This is a genomic window from Mesorhizobium sp. M2E.F.Ca.ET.219.01.1.1, assembly GCF_004016445.2.
GTDB lineage: Bacteria > Pseudomonadota > Alphaproteobacteria > Rhizobiales > Rhizobiaceae > Mesorhizobium.
This window is the reverse complement of sequence record NZ_SADT02000001.1, coordinates 225933-242204: the sequence shown is the minus strand read 5'-3', so window position 1 is coordinate 242204 and position 16272 is coordinate 225933. Positions and strand designations below refer to the sequence as shown.

Annotated in this window: 14 protein-coding genes; 6 read left to right on the top strand and 8 right to left on the bottom strand. The window is 65.8% G+C overall.

From position 1 onward, the window contains the following. Positions 1-15: 15 nt before the first annotated feature. The 5 genes from EN862_RS01070 to EN862_RS01050 all read left to right on the top strand — a co-directional run bounded on the left by EN862_RS01070 (position 16) and on the right by EN862_RS01050 (position 5762). Positions 16-927, top strand: a complete 912-nt coding sequence (locus tag EN862_RS01070; RefSeq protein WP_127864060.1) for a sugar phosphate isomerase/epimerase — start codon at positions 16-18, stop codon at positions 925-927. Positions 928-1015: 88 nt separating this feature from the next. After that, complete coding sequence (locus EN862_RS01065) at positions 1016-2050, top strand: ABC transporter substrate-binding protein (protein WP_127864059.1); 1035 nt, start codon at positions 1016-1018, stop codon at positions 2048-2050. Positions 2051-2251: 201 nt separating this feature from the next. Continuing rightward, complete coding sequence (locus tag EN862_RS01060; RefSeq protein WP_127864058.1) at positions 2252-3796, top strand: sugar ABC transporter ATP-binding protein; 1545 nt, start codon at positions 2252-2254, stop codon at positions 3794-3796. Then, positions 3793-4779 carry an ABC transporter permease gene (locus EN862_RS01055; protein WP_127864057.1) on the top strand — a complete coding sequence of 329 codons (987 nt, stop codon included), beginning with the start codon at positions 3793-3795 and terminating at the stop codon, positions 4777-4779. Before EN862_RS01060 ends, EN862_RS01055 begins: the two co-directional genes overlap by 4 nt. Further along, a complete protein-coding gene (locus EN862_RS01050; protein ID WP_127864056.1) occupies positions 4776-5762 on the top strand; it encodes an ABC transporter permease in 987 nt (328 codons plus the stop codon). Before EN862_RS01055 ends, EN862_RS01050 begins: the two co-directional genes overlap by 4 nt. Positions 5763-5776: 14 nt before the next feature. Here EN862_RS01050 and EN862_RS01045 read toward each other — a convergent pair whose 3' ends face one another. The 7 genes from EN862_RS01045 to EN862_RS01020 all read right to left on the bottom strand — a co-directional run bounded on the left by EN862_RS01045 (position 5777) and on the right by EN862_RS01020 (position 14930). Further along, the gene (locus EN862_RS01045) at positions 5777-8446 is read right to left on the bottom strand and encodes a nitrate reductase (RefSeq protein ID WP_127864055.1); all 2670 of its coding nucleotides are present in this window, start codon (positions 8444-8446) and stop codon (positions 5777-5779) included. Between the two features lie 3 nt (positions 8447-8449). Further along, positions 8450-8779 (bottom strand): nitrite reductase small subunit NirD, encoded by a 330-nt coding sequence (gene nirD / locus EN862_RS01040; protein ID WP_127864795.1) that lies wholly within the window; start codon positions 8777-8779, stop codon positions 8450-8452. Between the two features lie 5 nt (positions 8780-8784). Continuing rightward, the gene (gene nirB, locus EN862_RS01035) at positions 8785-11235 is read right to left on the bottom strand and encodes a nitrite reductase large subunit NirB (RefSeq protein ID WP_127864054.1); all 2451 of its coding nucleotides are present in this window, start codon (positions 11233-11235) and stop codon (positions 8785-8787) included. Positions 11236-11248: 13 nt separating this feature from the next. Further along, entirely contained in the window at positions 11249-12550 is a 1302-nt protein-coding gene (locus EN862_RS01030) for a nitrate/nitrite transporter (RefSeq protein ID WP_127864053.1), read from the bottom strand. Positions 12551-12615: 65 nt separating this feature from the next. After that, complete coding sequence (locus EN862_RS36000; RefSeq protein ID WP_189401016.1) at positions 12616-12783, bottom strand: hypothetical protein; 168 nt, start codon at positions 12781-12783, stop codon at positions 12616-12618. Between the two features lie 321 nt (positions 12784-13104). Next, positions 13105-14331: a CmpA/NrtA family ABC transporter substrate-binding protein gene (locus EN862_RS01025; RefSeq protein ID WP_127864052.1), complete on the bottom strand. Its 1227-nt coding sequence runs from the start codon at positions 14329-14331 to the stop codon at positions 13105-13107. Then, positions 14328-14930, bottom strand: a complete 603-nt coding sequence (locus EN862_RS01020; RefSeq protein ID WP_127864051.1) for an ANTAR domain-containing response regulator — start codon at positions 14928-14930, stop codon at positions 14328-14330. Before EN862_RS01020 ends, EN862_RS01025 begins: the two co-directional genes overlap by 4 nt. 146 nt (positions 14931-15076) lie before the next feature. Here EN862_RS01020 and EN862_RS01015 point away from each other — a divergent pair, with 146 nt between their 5' ends. Next, positions 15077-15799, top strand: a complete 723-nt coding sequence (locus EN862_RS01015) for a Crp/Fnr family transcriptional regulator (RefSeq protein WP_348632057.1) — start codon at positions 15077-15079, stop codon at positions 15797-15799. 13 nt (positions 15800-15812) lie between these two features. Here the strand turns inward: EN862_RS01015 and EN862_RS01010 are convergent, their stop codons facing one another. Further along, the gene (locus EN862_RS01010; RefSeq protein ID WP_245519457.1) at positions 15813-16244 is read right to left on the bottom strand and encodes a hemerythrin domain-containing protein; all 432 of its coding nucleotides are present in this window, start codon (positions 16242-16244) and stop codon (positions 15813-15815) included. Positions 16245-16272: the final 28 nt, after the last annotated feature.

The window sequence follows — 16272 nt, the reverse complement described above, 5'->3', positions numbered from 1 at the left end:
GTATTGGGAGGCATCATGAAACTTGGACTGCTCACGGCACCATTTCCGGATACTGCCCTCGGCGACGTCGCCGACTGGGCGAGCTCGGCCGGTTTCGAGGCGCTGGAAATCGCCTGCTGGCCGAAGACTTCCGGAGCCAGCCGCCGCTATGCCGGCACCAGCCATATCGATGTGGACATCTCGGCCGCTGAAGCCAAGGACATTGCCGCCGGGCTTGCCGGCAAGGGCCTCGCCATCTCCGGCCTCGGCTTCTACCCCAATCCGCTCCATCCCGACCGGGCGCATCGCGAGGCGGTGATCGATCACCTGAAGAAGGTGATCGTGCTGGCGAGCCGCATGGGTGTTTCGCTGGTCAACACATTCTGCGGCGGCGACGCCTCGAAGCATGTCGACGCCAACTGGGAGGACGCGCAAAAGGTCTGGCCGGCGATCATCGCCCACGCCCGCGAACACGGTGTAAAACTCGCCTTCGAGAATTGCCCGATGATCTTCAGCTATGACGAATGGCCGGGCGGGCACAACATCGCCTACTCGCCTTACGTCTGGCGCCGCATCCTCGAAGCCTGGGGCGGCGATGTCGGCATGAATTTCGACCCGTCGCATCTCGTCTGGCAGATGATCGACAAGGAGCGCTTCATCCGCGAGTTCGGCAAGAGCATGCTGCATGTGCATGCCAAGGACCTGATGATTGATCATGATGGTTTGTACGAGCGCGGAATCCTTTCCGCTGGCATAGGCTGGCAGGTGCCGCGCATGCCGGGGCTTGGGGACATCGATTGGAGCAGGATTTTTTCGGGCCTCTACCGGGCCGGTTATGACGGGCCGGTCATCATCGAGCATGAGGACCGGCGCTTCGAGGGGACGGATGAAAAGGTCAAGCGCGGCTTCCTGCTTGCCCGCGACGTGCTGCGCCCCTTCATCAAATGACGAAAGCCCGGCGCCGACCATGTCGGCGCCCTGGAACTGAACTGAACAATCGACTGAACTGAAAAGATCAATGTGGAGGAGTACTGACATGAAGAAACATCTGACCGTGGCCTCGCTTCTTGCCGGCGCCGCCTTGCTTGCCTCGGTGGGCGTCTCGGCCGCCGCCGGCAAGTACACGATCGGCATTTCCAACACTGTGCAGGGCAATGGCTGGCGCGAGGAAATGATCTGCGCGATGAAGGCACAGGCGCTCGCTTCCGGCGAGGTGGCGAAGCTCAACATCGCCCACCGCAACACCGACGCCGCCGGCCAGCTCGAGGACATCCGCAACCTGATCAGCGCCAAGGTCGACGCCATCGTCGTCAACCCGGCCGATCCGGCCGGCATCACGGCAGGTCTGGAAGAAGCCACCAAGGCCGGCATCGTCGTCGTCGCCGTCGACCAGGCGGTGACCGAGCCGTCCGCCTACATCATCTCCAACAACCAGGAACAATATGCCTATCTCGGCGCCAAGTGGCTGTTCCAGCAGATGGGCGGCAAGGGCGAGGTGTTCTATATGCGCGGCGCCGCCGGCGCCTCGGCTGACAGCGACCGCGACAAAGGCTTCAAGAAGGCGCTGGCCGAATTCCCGGACGTGAAGGTAGCGCAGGAGGTCTTCACCGGCTGGCAGCAGGATCAGGCCAAGCAGCAGATCCTCTCCTTCCTCGCCACCGGCACACCGATCAACGGCATCTGGACCTCCGGCATCGACAACGTCATCGTCGACGCGCTGGTCGAGCAGCAGGCGCCCATGGTGCCGGTCGTCGGCGCCGACAATGCCGGTTTCGTCGGCCAGTTGAACACGGTCAAGGGCCTGGTCGGCGCTGCCGTCACCAACCCCGGCTCGATCGGCGGCGCCGGCGTGACGCTGGCGCTGCAGATCCTCGACGGCAAGAAGCCGGCGCAGCAGACCGTGCTGGTCGAGCCGCAGCTATGGGAAAACGCCACCAACGAAGGCAAAGCCAAGCTGAAGTCCGCCGCCGATCCGTCGCTCAGCCCCGAATGGCCGGTCTCGATCTCTATCCCGGACTGGACGACCTACACCAAGGACCAGATCGTCGCCTGCAAGGGTCCGGGCGAGTAAGCACCTGATCTGAACTGAAGCGCGAGGACGCCCGACCAAGGTCCGGCGTCCTTGCCATTTGATTTGTCACGCATAGTTTGAGCCTTCGAGCAATTCCAGGAAAAGTGCGAGCGGTGTTCCGTCCGGAATTGCGTAAAAACAAAAGATAGAGCGGTTCGCCGTTTCCATGAAACGGTGAAACGCTCCAGACCCGAGAACGCTTTGACCACCAATCCTCTCCTCGACGCCACCGGCGTGGCGAAGAACTACGGCGCGGTTGCAGCACTTCGCGACGCTTCGCTGTCCGTGTTGCCGGGCGAGGTCCATGCGCTGATGGGCGCCAACGGCGCCGGCAAGTCGACGCTGGTGAAGATCCTGACCGGCGCCATCAAGGCGGATGCCGGCCGCATCCTGATCCGCGGCAAGCAGCTCGATGTCCGTTCGCCCGCCGCCGCCCGCCGCGCCGGCCTGCTGCCGGTCTATCAGGAACCGTCGCTCATCCCCGACCTCGATGTCCTGTCCAATTTGCGGTTGACCGGCACGCCGGTTGAGCCCTTCCGCGCCTGGGTGCGCGAGCTCGGCATTCCGAACCTCGACATCCGCGACACCGCGCGCCATATCCCCCTGGCCATCCTGCGCGTGCTCGACCTGGCCCGCGCTCTGGCCGTTGAGCCCGACGTGCTTCTGCTCGACGAGATGACCGCGGCACTGCCGGCAAACCTCGCCGAGAAAGTGCTGGAAGTCGTGCGCCGCCAGGGCGACGCCGGCCGCTCCGTCATCTTCATCTCGCACCGTTTCGTCGAGATCTCCGCGCTCTGCGACCGCGCCACCGTTTTGCGTGACGGCTCCACGGTCGGTGTCGTCGACATCGAGCCGGGCGTCGAGGAAAGAATAGTCGAGATGATGCTCGGCACCCGCATCGAGAAAACGCGCGTCGCCGCGCGCGCGGCGAATGAGGTGGCGGTTGCGGCCGGCGGCCGTCCGCGCCTGTCGGTCCGCAACCTGCAGCTCGGCACCAAGCTCAACGACGTCTCCTTCGATCTCGCCAATGGCGAGGTCGTCGGCGTCTTCGCGCTCGAGGGCCAGGGGCAGGACGAGCTCTTCGCAGCACTTGCCGGCTCGATCCGTCCGACCGGCGGCACGATCGACGTCGACGGTGCGCCGGTGAAGTTCTCGCATCCGAGCGACGCCATCCAGGCCGGCATCGCCTATGTGCCGGGCGACCGCACCGATGCTTTGGCCATGCAGCGCTCGGTGCGCGAGAACATCGCGCTGCCCTTCAGCGCCGGGCTGCGCAAATGGGGGCCGATCCGCATGCGCCGCGAGCAGGTGGTGGTTTCCGGCGTGATCGGCAGATTGCAGATCGACACCCGCGCCCAGGGCGAGGTGCAGCGGCTTTCCGGCGGCAACCAGCAGAAGGTGACCATCGCCCGCTGGATCGCGGCCAACGCCCGCACCATCCTTTGCTTCGACCCGACGCGCGGCATCGATGTCGGCACCAAGCAGGAAATCTACAAGCTGCTGCGCGAGCTCGCCGGCCAGGGCAAGTCTGTGCTGTTCTACACCTCCGAAATGGAAGAGGTGCAGCGCGTCTGCGACCGCGTCATCGTCATCTTCGGCGGCCGCGTCGTCGACACTTTTTCGGTCGAGGAGGCCGACGAGCCGACGCTGATGCGGGCCGCCTACGGCCTGCCGCGCGGCGCCAAGGCGGATGTCGGCATCCTTGCCGAGGTCAAACCCGCTTCCGATGCGGAGGCCGCGTCATGAGCCGCTTCTTCCGCAACCAGGGCTGGGTCGCCGGCCTGTTCGCCCTGCTGATCTTCCTCTTCGTCATCACCAAGCTGATCCAGCCCGGATATGGCAGCGGCGACTTCGGTTCGCTCGCGCGGGCAGTCTTACCCTATGCCTTCGCGGTCGCGGCGCAGACGGTCGTCGTTATCGCCGGCGGCATCGACCTTTCGGTCGCCGCCATGATGGCGCTGACCAGCGTGACCGCGGCCTCGATGATGAACGGCGCCAGCGAGGAATATGCGCTCTTCGTCGTGCCCTTCGTGCTGGCCATGGGGCTGGTCCTCGGCGCGCTGAACGGTATCCTCATCGTCGTCACCCGGGTGCCCGACATCGTCGTCACCCTGGCCATGCTGTTCGTGCTGCAGGGCGCGGCGCTCCTCGTGCTCGGCGCTCCCGGAGGCGCGGCCGCCGAATGGCTGAAGGCAAGCGTCATCGGCACCGTGCCGATTCCCGGCCTGCCGGACTGGGCCGATGCCTGGGTGCCGAAGGCGCTGGTGCTGCTCGTCGTCTGCCTCTGCATCGTGTGGATTCCGCTCAGGCGCTCACGCCTTGGGCTTTCCATCTACGCCATTGGCAGCAACGAGCTCGCCGCCTTCCGCAGCGGCGTGCCGGTGGCCCGCACCAGGATCATCGCCTATGCGCTCTCCGGCCTGTTCGCCGCGCTCGGCGGCCTGTCGCTCACCATCAGCACCGGCATCGGCGCGCCGATACCCGGGCCTTACCTGCTCGCCAGCGTCGCCGCGGTGGTGTTGGGCGGCGTCGCGCTCGGGGGCGGCAAGGGCGGCCTGCTCGGGCCGATCATCGCCGTCTTCGTGCTGAGGCTGGTGCGCACGGACCTGACGCTTCTGGCCATCGATCCGAATGTCACCGCGATCATCGAAGGCGCAATCATGGTCGCGGTCGTGATGTTCGGCGCCTTCATCACCATGCGGAGCCGCCCGGCAGGAGCAACGCCATGACCGACATCGCGACCATGCCCCGGCCCGTTTCGTTCGGCCGCCGCCTGAAGCGCTTCATGGCGGACCGGCCGCTGATTCCTCTGATCATCCTTTTGATCATCCTCGTGGTGATCCTGCAGATCCTGCGCCCCGGCATCGTCAACGAGCGCTGGCTCGCCAACACGGCGAAATTCGCCATTCCGCTGGCGATCCTCGCCGGCTGCCAGACCATGACCATGCTGACCGGCGGCATCGACCTTTCCGTCGGCACAGTGGCTACGATGAGCGCCTTCATCATGGCGACCCAGATCGTCAATCAGGATCCGACGGTGGCGTTCCTGCTGGCCATGCTGCCCGCCGTGCTGATCGGCCTCGTCAACGGCATCGGCGTCGGCGTGTTCCGGGTGCATCCGCTGATCATGACGCTCGGCACCAGCCTGATCGGCACCGGCTTCCTGCAGGTCTACCAGCGCACCGTGATCGCGTCCGGCGCGAAGATCCCGGATTTCCTCAACTGGCTGGGCACCGGCGTCACCTACGGTTTTCCCAATGCGCTTCTGCTGTTCGTACCGGTGGCGGTGCTGATCGTCTTCATGCTGAACCGCACCGGCTTCGGCCGCCTGCTCTACGCCGTCGGCGACAATGAGCGCGCCGCACGCCTGTCCGGCGTCCGCTACTGGCAGGTGATCACCGCGCTCTACATCCTCTCCAGCCTGCTCGCCGGCATCACCGGCCTGCTCTATATCGGCCTGATCAAGGCGCCCTCGCTGTCGCTCGCCGAACCGCTGGTGCTGCCTTCGGTGGCCGCCGCCGTCATTGGCGGCACCTCGATCTTCGGCGGCCGCGGCGGCTACATGGGCACCATTATCGGTGCGCTGATCCTGACCGTGCTGACGACGCTGCTCACCATCCTGCAGATGCCCGAAGGCGGCCGCCGCATCCTGTTCGGTTTCATCGTGCTGTTCGTGACGGCGGCCTATCTGCGGATCGTCGAGGATCGGTAGGGCTGGCGGACGGCTCACTCCGCCGCCTGCACATGACGGGCATCGATGATCGCCCTGATCTCGGAGCGGCACGAGCCGCAATTGGTGCCGGCGCGCAGCGTCGAGCCGATGGCTTCGAGGCTGCCGCATCCGGCCGCGACCGCTGACGCAAGCTGGTTGGCGCCGACATGGAAGCAGGCGCACACGACCCGCCCGATGGCGGGCATCGGCACAGGCGACCGTCCCGACAAAAGCGCATGACGATCGGTGGGCGATAGCGGCTGGCGAGTGGCGAGCAGCGACACCAGCCAGTCGCGCGCCGGCAACTGCCCCGGGGCGGCGACCAGCAGAGCCTCGGCCATGGCGCCCCCATCGTCGATGGCTGCAGCGCGATAGGAGAGCCCGCGGCGATCGGTGTATTCCAGAAGCTGATCCTGCCGCTGGACAGCGAGCAGCTTGCGCGCCAGGAGAATGCCCTGGTCCGGCGGTTCGGTTCCGGTCAGCTCGTAGACCCAGCCGCCCTCGACCGCATGCCGGCTCCAGTGGACGAAACCCGTTGGCCTGAGATCACGGCGGGTGATGAGCAAGCCGGCCCAGCCGGTGTTCTCGCGCACGATCCTCACCGGAACATGCTTGAGTTCCGGCTGGCCGGAATGCGGATCGGTCACCGGTGAGGATAAGAGGCCAGCCGCGGCCTTGGCCGCGAACTGCCCGCTCCAATGCATGGGCAGGAAGGCCTGGCCGCGCCGCTGTGCTTCCGACACCCGCACCCTCGCACGGACGAAGCCGAAGCGCGTCGAGAGATGGGCGAGATCGCCATCCTTGAGACGGTGCGCGGCCGCATCCCCCGGGTTGATGTCGACCGCCGGCTCCGGCGCGTTCGCCGTCAAACGCGGCACGTTGCCGGTGCGCGTCATGGTGTGCCACTGGTCGCGCAGCCGGCCGGTGTTGAGGGCAAGCGGATAGTCGGCGTCGACGGTGAAGGCCGTTGCCTCTTGCCGCACCGGCACGAAACGCGCGCGGCCGTCGGGTGTCGGAAAACGGCCGTCGGCGAACAATCTTGTCTGCTTCTTGCGCTGCTCCGGCGCAGGCCAATGGCGCGGCGCGAAGGTATCGTAATCCGTGTCGCTAAGGCCGGTCAGCCCGCCAAGGTCGAACAGCCGCGCGCCGCTATTCTCGAAAGCAGACAGCGCGGCGTGCTCGCGGAATATCTCTACCGGCGTCTTGTAGGCGAAGGCATCGCCAAAGCCCATGCGGGCGGCGACATCGCAGACGATGCGCCAGTCGGCTTTCGCCTCGCCCGGCGCCGGCAGGAAAGACCGCTGGCGCGAGAGGCGTCGCTCCGAATTGGTGACCGTGCCGTCCTTCTCGCCCCAGGCGGCGGCCGGCAGCAGCACGTCGGCATAGCGCGTGGTGTCGGTGCGGGTCACGTCCGAGACGACGACGAAATCGCATTTGGACAGTGCGGCCCGTACCCGCGCTGCATCCGGCATACTGACGGCGGGATTGGTGCCCATGACCCACAGGGCCTTGATACGGCCTTCGGCAACTGCCTGGAACATGTCCACGGCTTTCAGGCCACCGCGCCGCGCGATGTCGGGCGCCTTCCAGAAGCGGGACACGCGGTCGATGTTGGCCTCGTCCGCGAAGTCCATATGCGCGGCAAGCTGGTTGGCCAGGCCGCCCACCTCGCGGCCGCCCATGGCGTTCGGCTGCCCAGTGACTGAGAACGGCCCCGTGCCGGGCTTGCCGATGCGGCCGGTGGCGAGATGGCAATTGATGATGGCGTTGACCTTGTCGGTTCCATGCGCCGACTGATTGACGCCCTGGCTGTAGACGATGACGGTCCGCTCTGTCCCTGCGAAGAGATCGTAGAAGGCCCCGACGCCCGTGGCCGCCAATCCGCAGCCTTTCGCGACACGCGCGATCGACGGCGCGTCGGCGCAAGCCAGCGCGGCCGAGGCATCGAAGCCCGATGTATGCTCACGGATGAAATCCGGATCGATCTTTCCGGTCTGGACGAGATGCGCGAGCAACCCGTTGAACAACAGCACATCCGTGCCCGGATCGAGCGCCAGATGCAGGTCGCATTCGTCGGTCGTAGCGGTGCGGCGCGGATCGATGACGACGATTTTCGTCCCACGCTCTCGGCGCGCCGCCAGCATGCGCTGGTAGAGCACGGGATGGCACCATGCGGTGTTGGAGCCGGTGAGCACGATGAGATCGGCGCACTCGAAATCGTCATAGACGCCAGGAACGATGTCCTCGCCGAAGGCGCGGCGGTGGCCGGCGACGGACGACGCCATGCAGAGCCGCGAATTGGTATCGATATTGGCCGAGCCGACAAACCCCTTCATCAGCTTGTTGGCGACGTAATAATCCTCGGTGAGCAACTGGCCGGAGACGTAGAAGGCAACCGAGTCCGGTCCATGCTCGGCAATCGCGCGCGAGAATTTCTCGGCCACGAGGTCGAGCGCTTCATCCCAGCTTACCGGCTTGCCTCGGATTTCCGGCTGGAGCAGACGGCCTTCGAGCCCGAGCGTCTCGCCGAGCGCCGCCCCCTTCGAGCACAGCTTGCCGAAATTGGCCGGATGGTCGGGATCGCCGCGGACGGTCGTCTTGTCGTCCGCGGCGACCTTGGCCAGCACGCCGCAGCCCACCCCGCAATAGGGGCAGGTGGTCCTCACCTCGCGCGCTTCCTCCATGCCTCAGGCCGCTTTCGAGGCCAGCGCTTCGAGCGCGATGAACAGCCGCTCGCCCTCGACCCTGACCGGGATAGTCCTGACCGAGCCTTCGTCCGCGCCGAGCGCCTTGCCCGTCTCCAGCGAGATCACCCAATTGTGCAGCGGGCAGGTGACCGCCGCGCCGTGGACGATGCCCTGGCTGAGCGGCCCGCCCTTGTGCGGGCAGTGGTCGTCTATGGCGAAGATCTGGTCGTCCGCGGTGCGGAAGACCGCGATCTTGCCTTGCGGTGTGGCGACGCAACGAGCGCCGCGCGGCGGGATGTCGGCGATGCAGCCGATGGCGATCCAGTTCATATTCGTCACTCCGCCGCCTCCGCGAACCCGACCGAGGCCATCGGTCGGAACTCATGCTTGTCCTTGCCGGAGACGCGCTCCGACCACGGATCCACCTGGGCGAATTTCTGGGAAAAGACGAAGCGCTGGTAGTAGACCTTGCGCTTCTCGGCGTCGTCCAGGATCTGCTTTTTGATCTCGGCGGTGCCGATCCGCTTGGCCCATTTGTAGATGCGCTCGAGATAGCGCGCCTGCTCGCGATACATCTGGACGAGCGCCACGATCACCTCCAGGGCCTCGTCCTCGGTCTTCACCAGACCCAGCACCTCGGTGCCCTTGATGTCGAGGCCGGCAGCGCCCGCGAAATGGATCTCGTAGCCGGAGTCGACGCACACCACGCCGACATCCTTGCAGGTCGCCTCTGCGCAATTGCGTGGGCACCCCGACACCGCCATCTTTACCTTGGCCGGCGTCCACGACCCCCACATGAATTTTTCGATGCGGATGCCGAGCCCGGTCGAATCCTGCGTGCCGAACCGGCACCAGTCGGTGCCGACGCAGGTCTTTACCGTGCGCAGGCCCTTGGCATAGGCATGGCCGGAGACGAAACCGGCCTTGCCGAGATCGGCCCACACCGCGGGCAGGTCTTCCTTGCGGATGCCCAGCATGTCGATGCGCTGGCCGCCGGTCACCTTGACCATCGGGATCTCGAACTTGTCGACCACGTCGGCGATGGCGCGCAGCTCGTCGGCGCTGGTCACCCCGCCCCACATGCGCGGCACGACCGAATAGGTGCCGTCCTTCTGGATGTTGGCGTGCACGCGCTCGTTGATGAAGCGCGACTGATAGTCGTCGGCATATTGGTCAGGCCAATCGCAGACCAGATAGTAGTTGAGCGCCGGCCTGCATTTGGCGCAGCCGCAGGAGGTCTTCCATTCGAGCTCCTGCATGACGGCCGGAATTGTCTTCAGGCTCTTCGCCTTGATCAGGCGCCGCACATCGTCATGGCCGAGGCTCGTGCAGCCGCACATCGGCTGCACAGCCGCCGGATTGTAGGCTTCGCCCAGCGTGAGCTTCAGCAGTTGCTCGACGAGGCCGGTGCACGAGCCGCACGAGGCCGAGGCCTTGGTGTGAGCGCGCACGTCGTCGAGCCCGGTCAGGCCCTTGCCGGTGATCGCGCCGGTGATCTTGCCCTTGCAGACGCCGTTGCAGCCGCAGATTTCCGCATCATCCGCCAGTGCCGCAACGGCCGCCAAAGGGTCCGAGGAAACGCCTCCCTGGAACGCCTGGCCGAAGATCAGCGTGTCGCGCATCTCGGAGATGTCGGTCGCCTTCTTCTTGAGGTCGTTGAACCAGGCGCCGTCGCCCGTCTCGCCGAACAGCACGGTGCCGATGATGCGGTTGTCCTGCAGCACGACGCGCTTGTAGATGCCGGCGGATGCGTCGCGCAGGATGATCTCCTCGCGGTCCTCGCCGTCGGCGAAGTCGCCCAGCGAATAGAGATCGATGCCGGTCACCTTGAGCTTGGTCGGCGTGTCGGAGTGGACGAAGCGCCTGTCCTCGCCGTCCGCCAGCCCGGCCGCCGCGACCCGCGCCATCTCATAAAGCGGCGCGACCAGCCCATAGACATGGCCGCCGACTTCCGCGCATTCGCCGAGCGCCATGACAGCCGGATCGGATGTCCGCATGCGGTCGTCGACGACGATGCCGCGATTGACCTCGAGCCCGGCATCCTTGGCCAAAGCAGTGCTCGGGCGGATGCCGACCGCCATCACGACCAGCGTCGCGGGGATGATCGTGCCGTCCATCAGTTCGACACCCTCGACCTTGCCGTTGCCGACAATGGCCTTGGTGTTGGCCTTGGTCATCACCTTGATGCCGCGCGCCTCGACGGCTTTCTGCAGCAGGTAGCCGGCGGCCGGGTCGAGCTGGCGTTCCATCAGCGTCGGCATCACGTGCAGCACGGTGACGTCCATGCCCTGTTCTTTCAGACCCGCCGCGGCTTCGAGCCCAAGCAGGCCGCCGCCGATGACGACCGCCTTGGCGCGCGACTGCGCGGCGAGCAGCATGGCGTTGACGTCGTCGAGGTCGCGGTAGGTGAGCACGCCCGGCAATTCCTTGCCCGGCACCGGGATGATGAAGGGCACCGAGCCGGTGGCGATGACCAGCCGGTCGTAGCTCTCGGTCACGCCGCGGTCGGAGGTGACGGTCTTCGCGTCCCTGTTGATGGCGACGATCCGGTGGCCCTTGTAGAGGGTGATGCCGTGCTTGATGTACCAGCCATCGCCATGGATGACGATTTCCTCGAACGCCTTCTCGCCCGACAGCACCGGCGACAGCATGATGCGGTCGTAGTTCACGCGCGGCTCGGCGTTGAAGATGGTGACGCTGTAACGGTCGGGCGCCGCTTCCAGCAGGTGTTCCAGCATCCTGCCCGGCGCCATGCCGTTGCCAATGATGACGAGTTTTTCGCTCATGTCGCTCTCCGGTCTATTCGGCGGCATAGGAAAGGGACGACGTCTTGACGGCGGCCTGGCGCTCCATCCGGCGGATGCTGAAGTGCATCCAGACCAGGCAGGACAAGACGATCACAAAGAGCAGCATGAAGCAGCTCGACCAGACGCCGGTTAGGTCGTTCAGCGCGCCGAACGCGATCGGCAGGATGAAGCCGCCGAGACCGCCGATCATGCCGACCACGCCGCCGACCGCGCCGACGCTCTGCGGGTAGTAGACGGGGATATGCTTGTAGACCGCGGCCTTGCCGAGGCTCATGAAGAAGCCGAGCACGGAGGCGATGGCGATGAAGGCGAGCGGGCCGATCTCGAAGTGGAACGGGATCGGCCCGCTGATGCCGCGCACCACGTAATCTGCCGAGGGGAGAGACAGAACGAGGGTCGCGACGGCAGAGACGCTGAAGGTCCAGTAGAGCACGGTGCGGGCGCCGATGCGGTCGGACAGCACGCCACCATAGGCGCGGAAGATGCTTGCCGGAATTGAATAGGCGGCGCCGATCATGCCGGCCGTGGCGATGCCGAATCCGTAGACGCCGATGAGATAACGCGGCAGCCACAGCGACAGCGCCACGAACGCGCCGAAGGCGAAGAAATAGTAGAAGGCGAAGCGCCAGACCTGCAGGTTCTTCAGCGGCGCGAATTCCTGCCAGAAGCTCCTCGCCGGCGCCGCGTTGCCGGCGCGGCGCTCGCGGATGACCGGATCGTCATTGGTGGTGAACCAGAACACGATCGCCATGACGACCAGCGCCGCGGCCCAGATCAGCGCCACCGACTGCCAGCCCCAGGCTAGCAGCACGAGCGGCGCCAGGAACTTGGTGACCGCCGCGCCGACATTGCCGACGCCGAAGATGCCGAGCGCCGTGCCTTGTCTGCCGGCGGGGAAGAAGCGCGAGACATAGGCGACGCCGACGGCGAAGGAGCCGCCCGCGAGCCCGACGCCGAGCGCGGCGAGCAGCATCTGCCCGTAGGTATGCGCGAAGGCGAGCAGGAAGGTCGCGACCGCGGCGGCAAGCATCGTCAGAGTGTAGACTAGGCGTCCGCCATAACGGTCGGTCCAGACGCCGAGCACCATGCGCACGAGCGAACCGGTGAGGATCGGCGTGCCGACGAGCAGGCCGAACTCGGTCTCGTTCAGCCCAAGCTCCTGCTTGATGCGTACGCCGATGATGGAAAAGATCGTCCACACCGCGAAGCACACGGTGAAGGCGATGGTGGACATGACGAGCGCCTGCCGGGGAGCACTGTCCTGGCTGGGCGCGGCTGGGAGGTTTGCGGTCATGGTCGGCTCCGGTTTGCGGCGCAGGGCAGCGCGCCGTGTGGTGTTGATCAGGGGCGCGGCATCGGTCAGCGCGACGGGGCCTGCGCGGTCACTTGCGGACCCTTGCCTTCGGCTTCGTGGCTGGCGGGAAACAAGAACAGCGCGACAATGAACAGCACCGCCGTCAGCGCGCTGCTCGCCAGGACATCGCGGCGGGTGAAATCCTTGAGCGAGGGTGCGATCCGTTTGGTCATCGTCGTCTCCGGTCCAAAACGAAAAAAGCTGCCGTCCAGGCCCTCTCGCGTCCGTACATCCGGGATCGCGTGGTGACCTGAGCGGCAGCTTTGCCTGTGGCGCCCGCCATTGGACGCCTGTTCTGTTGCCCGTGAACGGGCTCGATTATCTCAAAGCACGAAGCGTGCCAGTTTCGCGAGAAATCAGAATTTCAACTGAAATCAATACGATAGCTGAATCGACCGGCGACGGAGCCAATTGGCAACACGGTCAAACATTGATCAATGAAATGGACATGCCGCACAAATTTTGTGCATCGCACAAGACTGGCCCGCGAATGATCAGGCGCGTTTCTGGCCGGCAATATAGGCGTCGATGCGATCCGGATCGAAGATCTGGCCGTCGAAAAATCCGTCGGGACCAAGCACCAGGCTCGCCCCCGCCGAACCGACCGGCGTCGCGACCTTCAGCGCCCCTTCGACCTTGGCATTGGCGCCGGGCAGCGCCACGCCGAGCGGCTTCAGCGCCGAGCGGTAGAGGTCGGGCCGATAGCAGTCGCGGGCGATGGCGAGGTTCTGCGGCGTGTGCGGCAATTGCCCCCAGCGCACCATCTGTGTGTAGAACCACAGCGCATGGCTCTTCCAGGGGAAGTTCGCTGCCTTGTCGAAGGGCAGGAAGAAATCCTCGACGCTCCGCTCCACACCCCCGCCGAGCTGAAGGCGTCCGGTGAGCGCCGGCATCTGGATTGCCTCCGGCTGCCCAAGGAAGGCCGGCCTTGCCATCAGCGCGGCCAGTTCGCCGCGGTTCGCCGGGTCCTGGCACCAGCGGGCGGCGTGATGCAACGCCCTGAGAAGTGCTGCAAGCGCCTCCGGGTTCTCCTCGGCCCAGGTCTTGCGCGCGCCGATCACCTTTTCCGGACTGTTGCGCCAGAGCAGCGCCTTGACGGTGACGATACGGCCGGTGCCGGCCGCGACAGCGGCGCTGTTCCAAGGCTCGCCGACGCAATAGCCGTCGATGCGGCCGGCAGCCAGCGCATCGGCCATGAAGGGCGGCGGCACGATGACGATCTCGATGTCGCGAACGGGGTCGATGCCGCAGGCGGCAAGCCAGTAGCGCAGTTCGTAATTGTGCCCGGAATGCGGATGCACGACAGCGAAACGCAGCGGTTCGCGGCCGGCAGCCGAGCGCTCGCGCACAAGCGCGCCGAGGGCGGCCCCGGCACGCGCCGGATCGAGGTCGGGCGCAGCACCCTGCGCTGCCATGCCGTCCCAAACCGCGTTGGACACGGTGACGCAGTTGCCGCCGAGCCCGAGCGAGAACGGCACGATGGTCTCCGAGGCAAGCGGCGTGAGGCCAAGGCTGCAGGCAAGCGGCATCGGCCCCAGCATGTGCGCGACATCGAAATGGCCGATGGCGATGCGGTCCCGGATGTTGGCCCAGGAGGTCTCGCGCTGCAGCTTGAGCTCGATGCCCTCGCGGGCGGCAAAGCCCATCTCGCCGGCCACAACGAGAACGGCGCTGTCGAAGAGCGGCATGAAGCCAGCGGTGATTTCGTGCGCCATGCTCATTCGCCCTCCAGCGGTCCCAGCAAGCCCGCTGCGGTCACCAGGCTCTGGGCGATCTCGGCGATCTTGCGGTTCTGGTTCATCGCGGTCTTGCGCAGAAGCGTGTAGGCAGCCTCCTCGCTCAAGCCCCGCGACTTCATCAATATGCCCTTGGCCCGGTCGATGACCTTGCGGTTCTCCAGCTCGCTGCGCGCCTCCTCCAATTCGCGCGCCATGCGCGAGAAGGCGTTGAAGCGGCTGATTGCCATGTCGAGGATCGGCTTGATGCGCTCCTTCTTCAGCCCGTCGACGACATAGGCGGACACGCCCGCATCGACCGCGGCCTCGATCGAGGCCTGGTCGGACCGGTCGACGAACATGGCGATCGGCCGCTTCACCGCGCGCGACAGCTGGAACATGTTCTCCAGCATGTCGCGGTTGGGGTTTTCCAGATCGATGACGATGACGTCCGGCTCGATCTCGGCGATGCGCCGGGCAATGCCGGCCACGTCATGGATCACCGTGACCTGGCGATGGCCGGCATCCCGCAATCCGGCCTCGATGATCGAGGCGCGGATGCGGTTCTCGTCGATAACAAGGATGGTCAACGAACCGGCGGACATGCGCCTATTGTGCAGGCGGATCGCAATCGTGCAATGCGGCGATCGACGGATTGGTTTCCATCCGCTCCTCGAGTCGCGGGCTGCGACGCTTTCGCGTCCCGGCCCGCGTTGCCGGTGAAGGGCGGGAACACTATAGATGTTCCATCGTGCGCGAAGATATTCACACGGCAGGCGTCCCGGTACTCTGCGTTTCATGCGAGGCGCGGCATCGTGGCATATGCGGCGCGCTCAACTCCGGGCAGCTCGTCGATCTTGCCAAATCGACGAAGCGGCATAAGGCCGAGGCCGGCAAGGAGCTGGTGGGCGATTCCAGGAGCGTCGAGCGTTTCTCGAACGTGCTTTCAGGCGTCGTGAAGCTGACCAAGACGCTTTCCGACGGCCGCCAGCAGATTGTCGGCCTGCAATTCGCTCCCGATTTCCTCGGCAGGCCGTTCCAGAGCGAGAGCACGCTCAGCGCCGAGGCGGCGACCGACGTCGAATTGTGCTCGTTCCCCCGCCAGGCGCTGGAGCGCATGATAAAGGAACAGCCGGACCTTGAGCATCGCCTGCTCGAACAGAAGCTGCGCGAGCTTGACCAGGCGCGCGACTGGATGGTGGCGCTCGGCCGCAAGACAGCCTCCGAGAAGATCGCGAGCTTCCTTCTGATGATCGCGCGCAACATCGATCCCGCCGCTGGGCCGGAGCGGCGCGGCGCCGCTTTCGATCTGCCCCTGTCGCGCGCGGAGATCGCGGATTTTCTGGGTCTCACCGTCGAGACGGTGAGCCGGCAGATCACCCGCCTGCGGGGCGAGAGCGTCATCCGCGTCGAGAACAACCGCCACGTCATCGTCGATGACATCGGGCGTCTGGCGGCACGGGCCGGAGACTGATCCCCCGCTTCCCTTACTGATTGCCGAGAACCTTTGGCAGCACGTGGTCGCGCTCAAAGGCAATGTGGCGGCGCAACGATTCGAAGAAGGCGCGCAGCATATAGCCGAACGCCTCGGGATTTTCGATCTGCCGCCCGTGGCCGTAGGCCAGCAGCGCCTCGCTGAGATCCGCCGCCGCGCTTTCATCCTCCAGGTGCTCGAGCTTCAGTCGCGCGACGGTGTCTTCCTCGCCCGTCTGCCGCACGAAGGCAGGGAAGACGACCTCTTCCTCGAAGCGGTGGCACTCGCGCAGCAGCGGCAAGAGGTCGGCCGCCACGGCGAGGCACTGGAGCCGATCGACCCGCGACGGCAGGTCGTCGGCAATGCCTTCGAGTATGTGGCAGAGCGCGAGCTTCTGCATATGCGCCCGCCGCATATCCGACGGGCTGTGCAGCGGCTCCGGCATTACGCCCGTCATGATAGCTCCTCCGTCA